The sequence below is a fragment of the Mycobacterium sp. 1245111.1 genome (assembly GCF_001673405.1).
Lineage (GTDB): Bacteria > Actinomycetota > Actinomycetes > Mycobacteriales > Mycobacteriaceae > Mycobacterium.
In genome coordinates this window covers 60,879-78,241 of the sequence record NZ_LZLV01000095.1, presented here as the reverse complement: position 1 = coordinate 78,241, position 17,363 = coordinate 60,879, and the positions used below count along the sequence as shown (strand labels likewise).

18 protein-coding genes are annotated in these 17,363 nt (G+C 64.8%); 8 read left to right on the top strand and 10 right to left on the bottom strand.

Going from position 1 to position 17,363, the window contains the following annotated elements:
* From A5658_RS13705 to A5658_RS13695, 3 genes are all read right to left on the bottom strand, one after another.
* Positions 1-1,167: a glycosyltransferase gene (locus A5658_RS13705; protein WP_067335611.1), complete on the bottom strand. Its 1,167-nt coding sequence runs from the start codon at positions 1,165-1,167 to the stop codon at positions 1-3.
* A gap of 114 nt (positions 1,168-1,281) precedes the next feature.
* Positions 1,282-3,465, bottom strand: a complete 2,184-nt coding sequence (gene katG, locus A5658_RS13700; RefSeq protein WP_082993170.1) for a catalase/peroxidase HPI — start codon at positions 3,463-3,465, stop codon at positions 1,282-1,284.
* Between the two features lie 36 nt (positions 3,466-3,501).
* Positions 3,502-3,948 carry a Fur family transcriptional regulator gene (locus A5658_RS13695; RefSeq protein ID WP_067335610.1) on the bottom strand — a complete coding sequence of 149 codons (447 nt, stop codon included), beginning with the start codon at positions 3,946-3,948 and terminating at the stop codon, positions 3,502-3,504.
* Positions 3,949-4,353: 405 nt separating this feature from the next.
* On the opposite strand from A5658_RS13695, the gene A5658_RS13690 reads away from it, so the two are divergent.
* On the top strand, positions 4,354-5,826 hold the full coding sequence (locus A5658_RS13690; protein ID WP_067335607.1) for an FAD-dependent monooxygenase: 1,473 nt from the start codon (positions 4,354-4,356) through the stop codon (positions 5,824-5,826).
* Positions 5,827-5,839: 13 nt separating this feature from the next.
* Here the strand turns inward: A5658_RS13690 and A5658_RS13685 are convergent, their stop codons facing one another.
* Positions 5,840-6,256 (bottom strand): ferritin-like domain-containing protein, encoded by a 417-nt coding sequence (locus tag A5658_RS13685; protein ID WP_067335605.1) that lies wholly within the window; start codon positions 6,254-6,256, stop codon positions 5,840-5,842.
* A 174-nt stretch (positions 6,257-6,430) separates the two neighbouring features.
* On the opposite strand from A5658_RS13685, the gene A5658_RS13680 reads away from it, so the two are divergent.
* Positions 6,431-7,660, top strand: coding sequence for an osmoprotectant NAGGN system M42 family peptidase (locus tag A5658_RS13680; protein ID WP_067335601.1), 1,230 nt, complete (start codon positions 6,431-6,433; stop codon positions 7,658-7,660).
* A gap of 3 nt (positions 7,661-7,663) precedes the next feature.
* Here the strand turns inward: A5658_RS13680 and A5658_RS13675 are convergent, their stop codons facing one another.
* A complete protein-coding gene (locus A5658_RS13675) occupies positions 7,664-8,707 on the bottom strand; it encodes an epoxyqueuosine reductase (RefSeq protein WP_082993169.1) in 1,044 nt (347 codons plus the stop codon).
* Between the two features lie 186 nt (positions 8,708-8,893).
* Here A5658_RS13675 and A5658_RS13670 point away from each other — a divergent pair, with 186 nt between their 5' ends.
* Both A5658_RS13670 and A5658_RS13665 read left to right on the top strand, forming a co-directional pair.
* Positions 8,894-9,232, top strand: a complete 339-nt coding sequence (locus A5658_RS13670; RefSeq protein ID WP_231997320.1) for a DUF732 domain-containing protein — start codon at positions 8,894-8,896, stop codon at positions 9,230-9,232.
* 30 nt (positions 9,233-9,262) lie between these two features.
* Complete coding sequence (locus A5658_RS13665) at positions 9,263-10,198, top strand: lytic transglycosylase domain-containing protein (protein ID WP_067335596.1); 936 nt, start codon at positions 9,263-9,265, stop codon at positions 10,196-10,198.
* 1 nt (position 10,199) lies between these two features.
* Here A5658_RS13665 and A5658_RS13660 read toward each other — a convergent pair whose 3' ends face one another.
* Positions 10,200-11,483: an MFS transporter gene (locus tag A5658_RS13660; RefSeq protein ID WP_067335593.1), complete on the bottom strand. Its 1,284-nt coding sequence runs from the start codon at positions 11,481-11,483 to the stop codon at positions 10,200-10,202.
* A 225-nt stretch (positions 11,484-11,708) separates the two neighbouring features.
* On the opposite strand from A5658_RS13660, the gene A5658_RS13655 reads away from it, so the two are divergent.
* A complete protein-coding gene (locus A5658_RS13655) occupies positions 11,709-12,038 on the top strand; it encodes a hypothetical protein (protein WP_067335591.1) in 330 nt (109 codons plus the stop codon).
* 42 nt (positions 12,039-12,080) lie between these two features.
* Here A5658_RS13655 and A5658_RS13650 read toward each other — a convergent pair whose 3' ends face one another.
* Positions 12,081-12,725: an FKBP-type peptidyl-prolyl cis-trans isomerase gene (locus tag A5658_RS13650; RefSeq protein WP_369830521.1), complete on the bottom strand. Its 645-nt coding sequence runs from the start codon at positions 12,723-12,725 to the stop codon at positions 12,081-12,083.
* Position 12,726: 1 nt separating this feature from the next.
* Positions 12,727-13,146 (bottom strand): hypothetical protein, encoded by a 420-nt coding sequence (locus A5658_RS13645; RefSeq protein ID WP_067335588.1) that lies wholly within the window; start codon positions 13,144-13,146, stop codon positions 12,727-12,729.
* A gap of 136 nt (positions 13,147-13,282) precedes the next feature.
* Between A5658_RS13645 and A5658_RS13640 the strand changes: the two genes are divergently transcribed.
* Entirely contained in the window at positions 13,283-13,711 is a 429-nt protein-coding gene (locus tag A5658_RS13640; RefSeq protein ID WP_067335585.1) for a cellulose-binding domain-containing protein, read from the top strand.
* Between the two features lie 230 nt (positions 13,712-13,941).
* On the opposite strand, the gene A5658_RS13635 is transcribed toward A5658_RS13640, so the two are convergent.
* Entirely contained in the window at positions 13,942-14,697 is a 756-nt protein-coding gene (locus A5658_RS13635; protein WP_067335582.1) for a maleylpyruvate isomerase family mycothiol-dependent enzyme, read from the bottom strand.
* A 132-nt stretch (positions 14,698-14,829) separates the two neighbouring features.
* Positions 14,830-15,690, bottom strand: a complete 861-nt coding sequence (locus A5658_RS13630; protein WP_067335579.1) for an NAD(P)-dependent oxidoreductase — start codon at positions 15,688-15,690, stop codon at positions 14,830-14,832.
* Between the two features lie 102 nt (positions 15,691-15,792).
* Between A5658_RS13630 and A5658_RS13625 the strand changes: the two genes are divergently transcribed.
* The gene (locus A5658_RS13625; RefSeq protein WP_067335576.1) at positions 15,793-16,638 is read left to right on the top strand and encodes a helix-turn-helix transcriptional regulator; all 846 of its coding nucleotides are present in this window, start codon (positions 15,793-15,795) and stop codon (positions 16,636-16,638) included.
* 116 nt (positions 16,639-16,754) lie between these two features.
* Positions 16,755-17,363: an LGFP repeat-containing protein gene (locus tag A5658_RS13620; RefSeq protein ID WP_067335573.1), complete on the top strand. Its 609-nt coding sequence runs from the start codon at positions 16,755-16,757 to the stop codon at positions 17,361-17,363.

Sequence of the window (17,363 nt, the reverse complement as noted above, 5' to 3'; positions counted from 1 at the left end):
CTAGCCCGCTTGCGCTGCGGTTTCCACCAGATCGGCAGCGCAAGAGGCGCTTTCGTCGGTCGAGATCATCTGTCCGGCGATGTTACGGGCGCGGGCGAGGTAATCGAGTGCCAGGATCGTCTTCAACCCGGCGAACAACGATTGCGGACTGACTTCGGAGAAGCACTGTCCCACACCGATCTTCAGCTCCTGGACCCCGGCCGCCCACACCGGCTGGTCGAGCCAGAGCCACAAGATCAGCGACGGCACGCCTGCACGCATGACCGCTGCCGTGGTGCCCGCTCCGCCGTGGTGGACGGCCGCCTCGCAGCGGGGGAGGATCGCGGCGTGACCGACTGCGTCGACGAACTTGACGTGGTCGTGGTGATCGAATTCGGATAGGTCATTGGGTCCGGCGCAGATGAGCAGGCGCCGGTTCAGTCGCGCCGACGCCGCGATGATCATGTCGATGATCTCGGCGGGCGGCGAGATCGGTGTACTGCCCATGCCGAAATAGATTGGCGCCGTTCCCTCGGCGATCCATGACAGCACCGCGGCATCGGCGTCCGTGCGCAATTCGAGGTTGAGCGCACCGGCGAAGGGCTTACCCGGTTCCGCCCAATCCTCGGGCCGCCCGGGCAGGCACCGTTCGTCGTACGCCTGGATTTCCAGAACCGCCGGCGTGGGCTCGGGCGTATCGGGCATGCCCAGCGCCCGCCGCAGCGGCTCCTCGGACATCTTGATCAGACCGGAGTTGAGCTGGCCGGCCGGCTGAAACCGCGGCGGGAATGAATGCAACGCCACCAACGGAATATTGTGGTATTCAGCGATATTCGCGGCGAGCCGCTGCTCGTTCATACCTGACACGAGCAGGTCGGCGTCCTCGGCGAGCGATGCCAGCGCCGTGCCCTTGTCCACCCAGACCTTGCTGACACGTTCGATCATTTCGGGTAGCGCGCTATACGGATTCTTCATGGTGCCGACGAGAAGATCCGCCGCCGTGTCCAACTGCGCGTGGGAATCGGGTCCGTACGCCGTCGCCTCGAGCCCGACCGACTCGACGAACGCGACCATATTGGGCGGTACCGCGATGCGCACGTCGTGGCCACGGCGCTGCAACTCACGCCCGACGACGGCGCACGGCTCGACGTCGCCCCGACTTCCGTACGCGGCCAGCACACATTTCATCGGCGAACCCTCACTCGGGGACGTTGGCGGCGACGAGTCTAGCGTGGCCAAACCAACGCACTGCACCCCGCGAGCGATGCCCACGGGGTGCAGTTGTGGCAGAACGAACAGGCGTTACTTGAGGTCAAACCGATCGTTGTTGCTGACCTTGACCCACGCGGCGACGAAGTCCTCCACGAACTTCCCCTTGGCGTCGTCTTGCGCGTAGACCTCGGCCAACGCGCGCAGCACCGAGTTCGACCCGAACACAAGGTCATTCGCGGTCGCGGTCCACTTCCGAGCGCCGGAGTGTCGGTCGACTACCTCGTAGACATTCTCGGCCGACTCCGATGCCTTCCACGCGTTACCCATGTCGAGCAGGTTGACGAAGAAGTCGTTGGTCAACACACCCGGCTTGTCGGTGAACACACCGTGCTTGCTGCCGCCGTGGTTAGCGCCCAACGCACGCAGGCCACCGACGAGCACGGTCATCTCCGGAGCGGTAACCCCGAGAAGGTAGGCCCGCTCCACCAGCAACTGCTCGAGCGGTGCCTTCTCGCCGGGACGGACGTAGTTGCGGAACCCGTCGGCTCGCGGTTCGAGCACCGCGAACGACTCCACATCGGTGTCCTCCTGCGAGGCATCGGTGCGCCCGGGCACGAAGTGCACGTCGATCTCGTATCCAGCGTCTTTCGCCGCCTTCTCCACGGCCGCAGAACCCGCCAACACGATCAGATCGGCTAGCGAGATCTTCTTCCCGCCGGACGCGGAGCCGTTGAAGTCCTGCTGAATCTTCTCGAGAACCGGCAACACCTTGTCGAGTTCAGACGGTTCGTTGACCTCCCAGTTGCGTTGCGGCTCAAGGCGAAGCCGTCCGCCGTTCGCCCCACCGCGCTTGTCGGTGTTGCGGTAGCTCGACACCGCCGACCACGCCGTCTTGACCAACTGAGGAACGGATAGTCCGGACTCGAGCACCGTCTTCTTCAGGGCCGCAATATCTTTGTCGTCCACCAGTTTGTGGTCGACGGCCGGAACGGGGTCCTGCCACAACTGCGGCTCGGCAACCCACGGGCCGAGATAGCGGCTGATCGGTCCCATGTCGCGGTGCAGCAGCTTGTACCACGCCTTCGCGAACGCCTCCGCCAACTCCTCCGGATGGTCCAGCCACCGCCTGGTGATGTCGCGGTAGATCGGAGACTCGCGCATGGAGATGTCGGTGACCAGCATGGTGGGGGCGCGACCCGGTCCGCCGAACGGGTCGGGGATGGTGCCCGCGCCGGCGCCATCCTTGGCGACGAACTGCCAGGCATCGCCAGGGCTCTTGGTCAGCTCCCACTCGTAGCCGTACAGCGTCTCGAGGAAGGTGTTGTCCCACTTGGTCGGGGTGGGCGTCCAAACCACCTCCAAACCACTGGTGATGGCGTCCTTGCCGACGCCGCTGCCGTAGGAGCTCTTCCAGCCCAGCCCCTGCTGCTCGATGGGGGCGCCTTCCGGCTCGGGACCAACCAGGTCCCCGCTGCCGGCGCCGTGGGTCTTGCCGAAGCTGTGGCCCCCGACGATCAGTGCGGCGGTTTCCTCGTCGTTCATCGCCATCCGGCCGAACGTTTCCCGGATGTCGATCGCGGCGGCGACGGGATCCGGCTTGCCTTCGGGGCCTTCGGGATTCACGTAGATCAAGCCCATCGTGGTAGCGCCGTAGGGCTGGGCGAGATCCCGCTCTCCCGAGTAGCGCTTGTTGGTGCCCAACCATTCGTCCTCTTCACCCCAGAGGATTTCTTCGGGCTCCCAGACGTCTTCGCGGCCGAACGCAAAGCCGAAGGTTTTGAAGCCCATCGACTCCAGAGCACAGTTGCCGGCGAAGATGATCAGGTCGGCCCACGAGATCTTGTTGCCGTACTTCTTCTTGACCGGCCATAGCAACCGGCGCGCCTTGTCCAGGCTCACATTGTCGGGCCAGCTGTTGAGCGGGGCGAACCGCTGCATGCCCTGCCCACCGCCGCCGCGGCCGTCGTGAATGCGGTAGGTACCCGCGGCGTGCCAGCTCATCCGGATGAACAGGCCGCCGTAGTGGCCGTAGTCGGCCGGCCACCAGTCTTGCGACGTGGTCATGATCGAGATCACGTCCGCCTTGAGCGCCTCAACGTCGAGCTTGGCGAACTCGGCCGCATAGTCGAAGTCATCACCGAGCGGGTTGGACTGGGGGGAGTGCGGGTGCAACTTCGACGGGTCGACTTGGTCAGGCCACCAGTCCCGAATAGTCAGTGGCCCGTGCGATTTCGGCTTCGGCGCCTCGATAGTCGGGTTTTCGCTTTCTGACACAGTATTCCTTTCAGGAGTTGTTGAACCGGGCTGGGATCACGGCTGTGATCCGGACGTTGCGCGTGAGCAGTCGGGGCATAGGCCCCAATAGATGACTTCGGCCTCGTCGAGAACGAAGCCATCTAGAGCGTTGTCGTCGTTGGAAGGGGTCAGGCACGGCGCATCACCGACCGCGCAGTCGACGTCGTTGATGACACCACAGGTTCGGCATACGACGTGGTGGTGGTTGTCGCCGACGCGAGACTCGTAGCGGGCAACCAAACCTGATGGCTGAATCCGCCGAACCAAACCGACTGCGGTCAGGGCATTGAGGACGTCGTAGACCGCCTGGCGGGAGACCTCGGGGAGGGCGCCGCGGACCGCGGACAGGATCGTCTCGGTGTCAGCATGCGGATGGTCGTGCACCGCTTCCAGTACAGCGACCCTCGGGCGGGTCACGCGCAGATCGGCCGTTCGCAGCTGTGCCGAGTAATCCGTCTCCATTGACGACACGAGCCCAAATATTCGCTCTCGTCTGGAGTCAGTCAAGACCTAATTTGGAATTGGTCAAGAATTAATCGACGTGCTTATGGCCGTAATCGCGGCGTCGGCCGCCCGTTCAGCGGCGAGCCTGGACCCTCTGGCGTGGCGGAGCAGACGAGCGAGGCCATCGGGATGCCTGACGGGGTAGCGGCCCACCGCAGGTAAGTTCGGCCGGCCGTCGGCGCGGGTGAGGCCGAAGATCTCAGCATCGACGGTGCGGTCGCTGGCCGCGGACGAAAAAGGAACGGAGAGAAAACCCCGTTCCACTTTCAACATATAGCGCACCCGGGGGCTTGCGGCAAGCCCCCGGTTATGACGCAAAATCGCTGGCCGAGGCGATAACTCAGCGACTTCAGGGGGAGTCACATGCGCATTGAACATTCCGTGATCATCGTCGGGGGAGGCCCGACCGGCCTGATGTTGGCAGGTGAATTGGCGTTGGCGGGAGTCGACGTTGCCATCGTCGAGCGGCGCGCCAACCAGGAGCTGATCGGCTCGCGTGCAGGCGGTTTGCATGCACGCACCATCGAGCTACTCGACCAACGCGGAATCGCCGATCGTTTCCTCACGAGCGGCCAGGTCGCACAGGTTGCGGGGTTCGCCCAAATCCGGCTGGACATCAGCGACTTTCCCACCCGGCATCCGTACGGACTTGCGCTGTGGCAGAACCACATCGAACGCATTCTCGGCGACTGGGTCGACGAACTCGACGTTCCGGTATATCGCGAACACGAAGTCGTGGGCGTCGTTCAGGACGGGACCGGGGTCGACGTAAAGCTGTCCGACGGCCGGCGCGGGCGGGCGCAGTATCTGGTCGGGTGCGACGGCGGACGCAGCGCGGTGCGAAAGTCGGCAGGCATCGAATTTCCGGGCTGGGATCCGACGATGAGCTATCTGCTCGCCGAGGCCCAGCTGAACGCAGAACCGCAGTGGGGCATCCGCCACGACGCCGTGGGTGTGCACGCGCTCAGCGAGTCGACCGACGGGGGATCGGTGCGGGTGATGGTGACCGAACGGCAGATCGGAACAGCAACCGAACCCACCCTGGATGAGCTTCGCGAAGCACTCGTGGCCGTCTACGGCACTGACTACGGAATCCACAGCCCCGCTTGGATTTCCAGGTCGACTGACATGGCGCGGCAGGCGGCGTCCTATCGCGACCGCCGGGTGCTGCTGGCGGGTGACGCTGCCCATGTGCACCATCCAATCGGCGGCCAAGGTCTCAACACCGGGGTTCAGGACGCGGTGAATATGGGATGGAAGCTCGCCCTGGTCGTCAACGGGTCGGCGCCGGACAGCCTGCTCGACAGCTATCACGCCGAACGCCATCCGGTCGCTGCCCGGGTGCTGCAGAACACGATGGCCCAAATGACGCTGCTCCGGCATCCCGACGACGATCGCACAAAAGCGTTGCGCGACATCGTGTCTGGCCTGCTTGCCATGGACGAGCCGCGTCGACACTTCGCGGCGATGATGTCGGGATTGGGCATCCACTACGACCTCGGAGCCGAACACCCCCTGCTCGGACGTCGCATGCCCGATCTCGACATCGTCACCGACGATGGTCCGGGTCGGGTGTTCCCGCTGCTGCACTGCGCGCACGCAGTGCTGATCAACTTCGGCGAGCCCGGCGCACTGAACGTATCCGCCTGGGTGGGCCGAGTTCGGCTGACCGATGCGAAATACGTTGGCGAATGGGAACTTCCCGGCCTCGGTGCGGTCTCCGCCCCGGATGCCGTACTGGTCCGGCCCGATGGATACGTCGCGTGGGTTGGCGACGGTTCCGACACCGGCTTGAGCGAGGCGCTAAGCAGGTGGCTCGGCCCGCCGAGCGCATGATTACACTGGGCGCTCAGCGCTCGAGGGCATCCTGCAGTTCACGCACGTGGTCCTGCGTTTGCTGCAACAACGGTCGGAGAGCCTCGGCGACGTCCGGTAGACCCAGATCGTTGGCTTCGATCACCCGCTTGCGGTAACGATCGAGTTGACGCTGCTCTAATTCCACGTCGGCCTTGAGCGCCGCGATGCCGTCAGAGGCGTCGGGCACTTCAGGCACCCGCACGGTTGGCTTACCGCCCAGAAAATCGATCTGCTGGGCGAGGATCTTCGCGTGCTCCAGCTCCTGGGACAGGTGAGTGTCGATCTCTTCGGCAATCGAGTGGTATTCGGGCCCCTTGATCGTCGCCGCGTGCTGGATGTATTGGACGATCGACTGGTACTCCGTGCCGAGATCCTCGTTGAGTCGCTCGATGAAGGCGGTTTTGTCCATGACGGCAGGTTTGACCCGACATGGCGGCGCTGAAACCTGGCAGAGGGCCACAGCTTGGACTTTCCGGCCAACCGTTACGTTCGGGAGGTAACTGTCTGGCCGCAGCGCGGCGGCGACTGTCCAGCAACGGTGCTGGTTGGATGTAACTTCCGGCAACGAGCACGAGGAGACAACGTGGGCAAGAAAGCGGTCATGCCCGAGTCCGACCGCGCGTGGATGATCGACACGCTGCTGGCGCTGCTGCAAACCCCGAGCCCATCAGGGCGGACCGACGCCGTGATGCAGCTGATCGGTGACATCTTCAACGACTTCGGGGTGCCGTTCTCGTTGACCCGCCGCGGCGCGCTCATCGCCGAGCTTCCGGGCAAGTCCGACACCACCGACCGCGCTGTCGTCGTGCACGCCGACACCATCGGCTGCATGGTGCGCGGGCTGAAGGACAACGGCCGCCTCGAGCTGATCCCGGTCGGCACCTTCTCGGCCCGTTTCGCCACCGGCGCCCGCGTGCGCATCTTCAGCGACGACCCGGACGAGTTCATCACCGGCACGGTGCTGCCGCTCAAGTCCAGCGGTCACGCCTTCGGTGACGAGATCGACACTCAGCCAACCGACTGGGATCACGTCGAGGTCCGCATCGACCGCAAGGTGTCGTCACGCGACGATCTGCTGCGGCTCGGCATCCAGGTCGGGGACTTCGTCGGGCTGATCACCAGTCCCGAGCTCGCCGCCGACGGCTTCATCGTCTCGCGGCACCTTGACGGCAAGGCCGGGGTCGCGGTTGCGCTGACACTGGCCCGGAATTTCGCCGAACAGAAGGTTGTGCTGCCGCACCGCACCACGATCATGGTCACGATCACCGAGGAAGTGGGCCACGGCGCCAGTGACGGGTTGCCCGCCGACGTCGCCGAGCTGGTATCGGTCGACAACGCCGTGTGCGCCCCGGGCCAGCATTCGATCGAGGATGGCGTCACGATCCCGATGGCCGATCTGCATGGCCCGTTCGACTATCACCTCACTCGAAAGCTGTGCCGTCTTGCCGAGGAGCACAAGATCCCGCATGCGCGAGACGTGTTCCGCTACTACCGATCCGACGCCGCGGCGGCGATCGAAGCCGGCGCAGGCACGCGCGCCGCGCTGGTCGGCTTCGGACTGGACGGCAGCCACGGCTGGGAGCGCACCCACATCGAGTCGTTGGAGGCGACGTACAACCTGCTGCATGCGTGGCTGCAGACCCCGCTGACCTTCGCGAAATGGGACGCACATCCATCGGGCAAGCTGCGGGACTTCCCGTCGTCGGAGCAACCCGCTCCCACCGAGCAGTGGGTGCCGTTGTCGCGTGGCGAACACGCCGAGCCCGGCCACGCATCCCCGGGCACGCACTGGCCGCCACCCGACGTGCCGTAGAGACTAGCCGCGGCTGGCGAGTCCGCCGTCGACAACCTTTACAGGCTTGTGCGGAAAGCGTTTCTCCGCATGTGACTTCGCGGCGGAGTTCGGCAGTACGTACAGCGTCTCGCGCTTGTCCTGCAATGGTTTGAGAACCCGATCCATGAATTCCTTACGGTCGTCGAGATAAGGCTCGATGACCTCTTCGCCGGCCGGGCACACGGCAAGGCAGTAGGCAGCTTTGTAGTTCGCCTTGAAGGACAGGCTTTGCCACATCGATGCGTTCTCGGAATCGCTGACGCGCGAACGGAATTCGCGGGCATCCGAGCTGTCCGCGATCGTCTGCGCCCAGTCGGTGAAGCCGCCCATGAACTCCCGGTAGTTGTGCGTCGAGCAAGCCATGAAATCGAACTCGCCGTCCTTGCCGATGGCGCCGACCGGACAGGCCGCCACGCACAACTTGCACTCCAGACATGGGGAGTAGTCCAGCGGCTGTCCGTAGGAACTGATGTCGGCGTCGACCAGGATCGTGGCGAGCAGGATGAAGTTGCCGAAGCGGGGATGAATGACGTTGCGGTGTATCCCCATCACGCCGAGACCCGCGGCAACGGCGACCGGCTTGTGGGCCACCACCCAGATTCGGCCCGGGAAGCGGTCCATCTCCATCGGGAAGGACATCGACGGGTTCAGCGCCCGGTAGCGATGATCTTCCAGGACGCGCGTGATCTCGTGCGCGGCCTCGTTGAGAATCTCCCCGCTGCGGTGGAACTCCTGATTCGCCACGCTGCGGGCCGGTGACCGGACGTTCTCGCGATTCATCTTGACCACCAGCGAGATAAAGCTCCGAGTACCCGGCAACGCCTCTTGCACGTGCGGCAGTTCGGAGGCCAGCGCGGGGTCGTCGACCGAGGCGAACGCGACGTCGTCGGCTCCGGCGGCCAGACAGACGGACCTGAGCCAGTCCGCGTCGATGAGGTCGCTGCGCGGCGGTCGCTCCGCTCGCTCAGCGATCACTTTCTGAACCGTGGGGTGTTCGGCAAGGCGGCGGGGCAGCTGAGGCTTCACCCTAGATATAGTAGACTATACTCAGCAGGTCCGTCCAACCAGCCGCGACGCGATCGCCACCGGCAAACAGTGAGGAACCCCTTATGCGGCAATGCATCACGATGCGCCGAACGTCTGGATTGTGACCGCGGTTTCCAGCAGGATGAAGCCATGCGAATTCGCGTGACGCTCGTATGCTTAGCCGCATTGATCGCAAGTGCCGCGCCGGCACACGCCGACCCGGACCCCGACGCACGATTCCTGCACGGGCTCACCAATGCCGGAATCACCTACCACAATGGGCCCGACGCCGAGGCCATCGGTCGGCGGGCGTGCGAATTGATGGACCAGGGCGCCCCGGAAGCCGATGTGATCAAGGCGATGACGCAGCAGAATGCGGGGTTCAGCAACGACGCCGCGTCGAAGTTCACCAGAGTCGCCGAGGCCGTCTACTGCCCGGCGCACCTCGGAGGATCACCTAATCCGCCGCCGCAGTGGTCTCCGCCCATCGATTTCCCGTTGCCCCCGTTAGGCGCGGCCGCATAATCGGGAGGCAAGCGCAAAGGAAAGTCAACGATGAGCCGTAGCACAGTGATCGCACTCCCGGCGCTGGCCACCGCAATTGCCCTCGCGCTCGCGGGCTGCTCGCAATCACCCGGACCGACAGCGCCGAGGGCCGCGGCGGATCCCAACCCGCCGACCACGATGACGGTGGCGGCGACACCGAAAGCCCCCGAGGGCGCGCAGCCTCGGCTGGCGTCGAATCCCGCGCAGGTGGCCGACGACTTGGTCGCCGACGAGCACGCGTTGCGCGACCCGGCGACGGGGGAGGCCGGACTGACGGCAGCGGCGCGTCGCCAGCAGGCCGCCTACCGCGCCATCGGGCTACATCCGGATTGGGACGCCGCCGCACGACCACGCATTCCGGCGGCGCTGCTCGACACCTACGACCGCAACGTCGACGCCCGTCGCGCGCTCAACGCGATAACCCCGGCCCGCACAACCCTCCCGGCGTGGCGCATCGTGCCGCCGGCGCCTGCGGACCAACTGCTCGGCTTCTATCACCAAGCCGAATCGGAAACCGGTGTCGGGTGGAACTATCTGGCCGCGATCAATCTCGTCGAGACCCGGCTGGGCAGTATCGACGGTGTCAGCACCGCTGACGCGCAGGGGCCCATGCAGTTCCTGCCGGCGACGTTTGCAGCCTACGGCCAGGGCGGTGACATTCACTCGCCGCACGACAGCATCATCGCGGCCGCTCGCTATCTGGCCGCGAACAACTTCGTCAACGACCACGATCACGCCATCTATCGCTACAACCACGCGAGCGAATACGTGCGCGCGGTGAACCAATACGCCGCGCTGATCGGCGGCGATCCCGCCGCGTTTGCCGGTTACTACCGATGGGACGTCTACTGCCGCACGACGGCCGGAGATGTGTTGCTGCCCATCGGATATGTTGCGACGTCACCGATTCCGGTTGCGGACTACGTCGCGACGCATCCGCAGTGAATCAGGTTTTCGCGCCTACCAGGTCTTCGGTGAGAGCGTCGTCAGTGAGGTCTTCGAGTTCTTTGGCTTTCGTTTCCGGTCCCAGCAGGTAACCGACCACGGTCAGCACCCACAGTCCGGCCAGCGCCAAGTAGGGCGTCTGCAGCCCGTACCGCGTGATAGCCCAGCCGATGATCGTCGGTGCGGCGATGGATACGATCCGCCCGCCGCCGACCGCGATACCAAAACCCGTGCCGCGCAATACCGTTGGAAACAGCTCCGCGATGTAGGTGTCGCCGACGCCCCACAACCAGCCGAGTGTGGCGATCGCGATCGCGCCGAAGATCTGGTAGTGCGACAGGGAGTCGGACGTGGCGGCCAGGATGGTCGCGACCACCTCGATGACCGCTGCCAGGATCGCCGACGGGCGTCGACCTATCCAGTCGGCGAGCGCCGTGCCGAGGTAGGCAAAGACCGCCTGCAGTAAGAAGAACACCAGCGCGTAGCGGATCGCCTCGATCGGCGTCGCGTGAAACCGCTTCACGATGTACGTCGTCAGGAACACCGTCATGCCCCAGTAGCCGACGGCATTGGCGGTGTAGATCAGCCAGCCGGCGATCAAGCGCCGTCGCACACCGGGTAGATGCCACAGCCGCGGCTTGGCCGTCTCGCGGGCCCGCACGTCGACGTAGCGGTGCGACTCGGTGATGCCCCGTCGGACGAGGAACAAGATGATGGCGGGGACGATCGCCACGATGAACGCCGACTGCCATCCGAAGCGAGGGACCAGTGCCAGCGCGACACCGGCGGCGAGAACATAGCCCAGCGAGAACAGCGAAAAGATCACGCCGCCAACGCCTATCGCGCGGGTCTTGGCCGGCCAGACTTCGGCGGTGTACGGCGCGCCTACCGCGAGTTCGCCGGCCCCGCCGACACCGGTCAGGAACCGCAGCCCGGTAAACGCGGCGATGTTGGTGGTGAGGCCGGCGACGGCGGTGGTGATTCCGTACAGCAGGATCGACGCACCCAGAGTGGCTTTGCGTCCCCACCGGTCGGCCGCCAGGCCGAAACCGATCGTGCCGATCGTGTATCCGAGCAGGAAGATCGAACCGATGTAGCCGGCTTGCGCGTCGGTAATGTGCAACGTCTTTTTGATCTCCGGCAACACCAGGCCGTAGATGTTCACGGCGTAGGAGTCGAAGCCGTAACCCAGGCCCGCAGTCACGGCAACGAAGAGCGCCTGCCGGAACGTGACGGGCGAAGCTCGGGGGACATGGACCGGGATGCTGCCGATGCTCAACGCCACGCGTGAACGGTATGCAGCGGCTCAGCCGCGTAGAAGGGTCACGATCTTCATGATCGAAAGATGCACGTAGCGTTCGAGCGTCGTCTGACAGTTGGCGCCAATGTAGGGAAATCACTTATTGCATCTGCCCCCGCGATGTACACAGGATGACGAAAGCGTTTTCGTAGACAAGTATGGCCGCCCATCGGCTGAGCCGGGCTACACGAATCACTGACGGAGGACAGCATGGCTAACCGAGCACGCAACCTCGTCATAGGTGCGGCTGTGCTGATCGCCGGAATCGTCGGCCTGTTCCTGCCGGTGGGGGCGTGGAACGGGAGCTCGACCGTCGGATGCGGCAACGCCGTCGCCGCTCAACATCCAGCCCCCTCGACGACGAGCCCTGGCCAAACCAACGTGGAGGCCCCCGAACAAGCCGCCCCCCACCCCGATTACGCAGCGCTATGCGACTCAGCGATTTCGTCACGTCGCCACTGGGCCATTCCCCTGGTGATCGTCGGAACGGCTGGGGTGCTGCTCGGCGTCTTCTACCGACCCCGACGCAAGGCGAGCTGACCTTTTGAGCTCGTGCGGTGATCCATCCGAATTTCGTCCGACTCAGCTTCCGGCAGTGAGGATTTTGATCGCGAAGATCAGCGAGTCGCCCTTCTGGATGCCGGCTTGGGGCTGACCCTCGGGGTAACCGTCCGCGGCCGCCATGGCGACGCCGACGGTCGAGCCGACCTTCTGCCCAACGATCGCCTTCTGAAAGCCAGGTACGACTCCGCCGAGCGGGAATTGGGCCGGGGTGCCGCGCTCGTAGGCGCTATCGAACACTTTGCCGTCACGTCCGTCGACACCCATGTAGCACACCGTCACGGTGGCAGTGGGCGCCACGACGGGTCCGTCGCCCTCGTGCAGCGTGTGGACCTGGGTTTCGGACACGCTGAACGGTTGCGTCACGGTGATCAACGGAGCGGTCTTATTCGTGGATCCCGTCACGGCCACGCTGCCGGTTGCCCCGCTCAGCGCCCAGTCCGGCGTGCCGCCTTCGGCTGGAGCCTGGGTAGGGCAGCCGGTGTCAGCGGTCGCGGACGGTGACTCAGCTGCGGTCATGGCGGGAGCGCTGGCCGGTTCGGTGGACGTGTGTGGTGACGACGCCGGCTTGTCGGAGCCGCATGCGGAAAGAGCAACGACCCCCGATGCGGCGCAGGCTGCGAGCCCAACTATGGAGTACAGGCGGGAGAAATTCACGGTCGTCACGTTACAGCTGACGCGGTCGCCGATTCCGGAAGGCCGCCCATGCCCCGGTGCACCACAACGCCCACACCACGAGCAACGGCTGGAACAGCAGCCGGATGCCGCGCGCCAGGTCGGAGTGGAGGCCGAAAGCATCCGTGTGCGTGGCGAATTGAGAGATGTTGCCGGGGAAAACCAGAACGAAGAAGACCGCGACAACCCAGCCAACCTGCACTCGCCACCTGCCCGGTGCCAGGAGGGCCGCTGCGAGCAGAATCTCGACGACGCCGGAGGCGATGATCACGAAATCAGCGTTCAGCGGCAGCCATGGAGGCACCTGGGCGTGAAACTGCGCCCGGGCGAAGCTCAGATGGCTGATTCCAGCGAAAGCCAGGAATGCGCCAAGGATGAGGCGGGCGGCGGTTCGCGCTGGGGAGCGATGCATCAACGCATCCTGTCAGGACGTCGTTGAGGTAGTCGACGACCAATAGTTTCGCGACGGTTTCGGTTGAGCAAAGGAACGGCAGCGTACCCGCGATCCGACGGCCACCATCTCCTGTTTGGTTTTAGTGTTGTCCGCTATGGCCGGACCGCAGAATTGCGTGAAGCGCTGGCGCACAGCACTTCACGCAGCGCTGTCGGCTGTGATGGTTGGCGTCCTCGGATTCGTCGTCGCGCCGGTAGCTCACGCGGCCGCGGCCAGTGCCACGTTGTCGGTGGAACATGCATGGCAGACCGGTTTCATCGCGCGCTTCGCGATCACCAATTCGAGCGCGGTCCCACTCTCCGATTGGAAGCTCGAATTCGACTTGCCGGCAGGAGAATCCATTTCCCACACCTGGAACAGCACCCTCGCACAGGCTGGCACGCACTACGTTCTCAGCCCCGCGAATTGGAATCGGACCATTGCCCCCGGCGGTTCGGCCACCGGTGGTTTCAGAGGAGTGCTGACCGGCTCCTACTCGCCACCGTCGAACTGCATGCTCAACCGGCAATATTTCTGCACCTAGAGATGACGGGCGCGTGACGTCACTTCTGTGGGACCAGCATCTATGTCTGCCTTTGCAGCCCGACACCGAGGTCACTCCGCTGAGCCGCTATCGGCGACCCGGAGGAGCGTTGGTCTCAGTCAATGCGGGTTATTCACCGCATAGCCTGCATGACACGTTGGGGCTGCGTCGCCACCAAACATCCTCAGCGTGAGGCGGTTTCGGGTCGAGAATCTCGCACGTCAGCGTCGTTATTCGATGAGGTCGTCGGCGGGCGGCCGTAAGCCGTCGTTGGTGAACGCGGGAAGCACGTCCGTGAAGGCGGGCATCAGGTTCGTCGGATCGCCGTCCCAGGGGAGCGCTAGCAGTTGCGCGACGCTGCGTCGTCCACCGAAGACGCGCAAGGCCTCGAAATCCGAGATGCTGAGTGCGAGGTGACCGGGCCCCGCATGCGGGTCACCGAGTTGTACGGATCCGATTGCGGGAGTGGTTAATCGGAGCGCAGGCAACTCCGCCTGCCGGATGAACTGGTCACCCATCGTCGTCACGAAGCCCAATGCGGCCTTGAACGCGAGATCGCCGGCGCGAGAACTCGGTTCGCCGAGTGCACCGCGAATGTCGTGCTCATGAGTCAAGGTGTCGAACGCGAGCTGGCATACCCCGGCGTCAGACGCCAAAGCGAGGTTCGCCGACACCGCGTCGAGCGACTGCCCCCACAGGTCGAGGAGGTCGTCGATGTTGCGCTCGCCCAGTCGTGCGACCTGCGCGTCAGCCCAAGGCCCCGTGCCCTTCTTGTCCAAGTTCAGCGAAACGATGTCCTGTGCAACACCCGCCACGTGTGCAACCACCTGTCGGATGTTCCACCCGGGACACGCGGGGACCGCGAGTTCGGCGATGCCATCACGCCCGCGGACCAGCGCGTCAATACGTCCGTGGACGAGACGATATGCCGGCTCTGCATCGCTGATCGGCATGAGTTGGGGCGGCTGGCCGTAATGCGGACTCACAGGGTTTTCCCTCTCGTCAATGATCAAAATTCGCGAGTGAGTCCGACGCTATCGCAAGATTAAGAAAAATAAGGAAACTATGTGATAACGATAAGGCCGGGGCTGGGGAATGTGGTGCGGCCTGATGGTGGCCTAGAGCGCACCAGCCTCCGCGGCGCTCGTCACCGTCGGATAGAGAGGGCGAAAGCCAAGCTCGCGGCGGATCCGTGCCGTGCTTACAGTGTGCTGCCATGGCGATGGGTCCGCGAAAGGCGAAGCCGTTTGGTCTGCCGCTCCCGCGTGCTCAGGCAGCCGAAGATTGTGCAGTTCGTAGATCTCGTAGAGGGTCATGGGAGCGTCGTCGCACAGGTTGTATGTACGGCCGCCGACGCCTTCCGCGCGCAGTGCTCGCAGCAGTGCCTGACTCACGTCGGCATGGTGAGCGGTGGGCATTCGTTGGTGCAGCGGTCGGCCCTCGAGCATCCGGGCCGCATCTGCGACGTGCGGGTCCCCATCACCGTAGACGAACGGCAGCCGAACGATCCTTAGGTCCAAGCCGCGTTGCTGATGGTACGTACGAAGCCGGCGCTCGACCTCGACCTTGGCGGCGGGGTAGGGGTGCAGGTCGGTGCCGACAAGGTCATCCTCGGTCGCGGGCCGGCCGTAGTCGCAGCCGTCGTACACCTGGTTGGTGCTGGTATAGACGAATCTAGTAATGCCTGCGTCCAGCGCTGCGTTGACTAGTCCGTCGGTGCCGGCGATGTCCGTCGCTGACATTTCCTCGGCCGAGAAGGCCCGAAAGGCACTGGCGATATGCACAATCGCGGTGACCCCGCTGAGCGCGTTGCGAACGCGAGTCTCGTCGCGCAGATCGGCGACCGCGATGTCAGCGCCCTGCGGCACCGCACTGTCTTTGCTGCGTATGAGCAGCCGGACGGGCTCGCCCACAGCAAGCATCCGCCTCGCGAATCGACTGCCTACTTTGCCGGTCGCGCCTGTGATCAAGGTGGTCATACATACGACTGTGCGGTCAATCGGTCACGTGTGGCAGAGACCTGTTGAGGCCGGGACTGGCGGTCCCTGGCTGAGCCGCCGGATGGAGGCCAGGATGGAGCGATGGACGCTGCGAACCTCGCCGACTTCCTACGGCGCCGACGGGCCGCACTGCAGCCTGAGGCGGTCGGCTTGCCGACCGGTCGGCGACGACGTACGCCAGGCCTGCGACGTGAGGAGATCGCTGCGCTCGCCGGCATGTCGTGCGACTACTACACCCGGCTGGAGCAGGCCCGAGGTCCGCGCCCGTCCCGCCAATTGCTGGCTGCACTGGCCCGTGGGCTGCGGCTGACCGACGACGAGCGGGATCACCTGTTCCATCTTGTCGACGAGGAGGCGCCGCGGTTAGGCCGCAGCTCCGACCATGTACGACCCGGCGTGCTGCGGTTGCTGGACCGTCTCAGCGACCTGCCTGCCACCGTCGTCGATGACCTAGGGTTCATCTTGGCGTGGACCCCCACCGCGGTCGCACTGGTGGGCACCGATTTCAGCGCGTTGTCGGACGCCGATCGCAACGTGAATTTGCTCTTCTTCTGCCGCCGCCCCTCCGGCCACAACCCGTTTAGGCAAGCTGATCACGCGGCGACGGCCCGCAGTCATGTCGCCAACCTGCGGGCAGCCGTAGCGACCCATCCTGCCGATCCGCGCGCTGCTGAGCTGGTCCGCCGACTGCGTACCGGCAGTGCTGAATTCGCCCGACTGTGGGACGAACACGAGGTGTCCGTACGTCGTTCCTCGACCAAGGTGTTCGTCCATCAAGAAGTCGGCGAGATCGAGTTGGACTGCGAGATGTTCCATCTGCCCGAAGTCGGTCAGAAACTCATCGTCCACTCCGCTGAGCCGGGCAGCAGCGCAGCGCAGGCCCTCGAACTTCTTCGGGTACTCGGCACCCAACGCACTGTGGTCTGACGCCTGTCTTTTCCTCGCGGCCTCCTGTACCACCAGAGGTTCGGTTAGAGTCGCCGCCGAGCGAGGACGTCTGCAGGAGCTTGACCTCCACCTACGAAAACCGCGAGAGGAAGCCCGTGAGAACGATCGCATACCGCCACGCGGCCGGCGTCGGCCTGACCACCATCGCGCTGATCGCTGTGGGCTGCAGCAACGGCAAGAGCGTCGACGCGTCGGCACGACCTCAGGTCGGCGTGAACGCCGCGTCGACGTCTGCGACCCCAACGCTGCCCACCGAGGTGAGGCTCATGGGGGACGGTGACGTCGAGGTGACTTTGACCGGCCCGATCGCCGCCAAGTACTCGTCGGCAACCGACGCTCAGAAGCAGGCTCTCGGCAAGCCGCTCACCGGTGACCGCAACGCGGGCACGCGGGAGAGCGGCCTGGTCTTCCAGCAGTTCCAGGGCGGCGTGATCACCGCCAAGAACGACCAGGCCGGCACCCCGGCGTACATCACCCTGGGCAAGATCCGGGAGGTCTGGAATGTCCCACGCGATCCGGCCGGCGTTCCTGCCGTCACCGGCACGAATGGTTCGGCGGGTCCACTGGGTTTCCCCACCAGCGACGAGAACGCCGTCGGCGATCTGCGCGTGTCGAATTTCGAGCACGGCAAGATCGAGTACAACCCACAGACCGGCCAGGTCGAAGTGACGGTCAACGGCGGGGTCGTACCGTCCGGGCTGTAG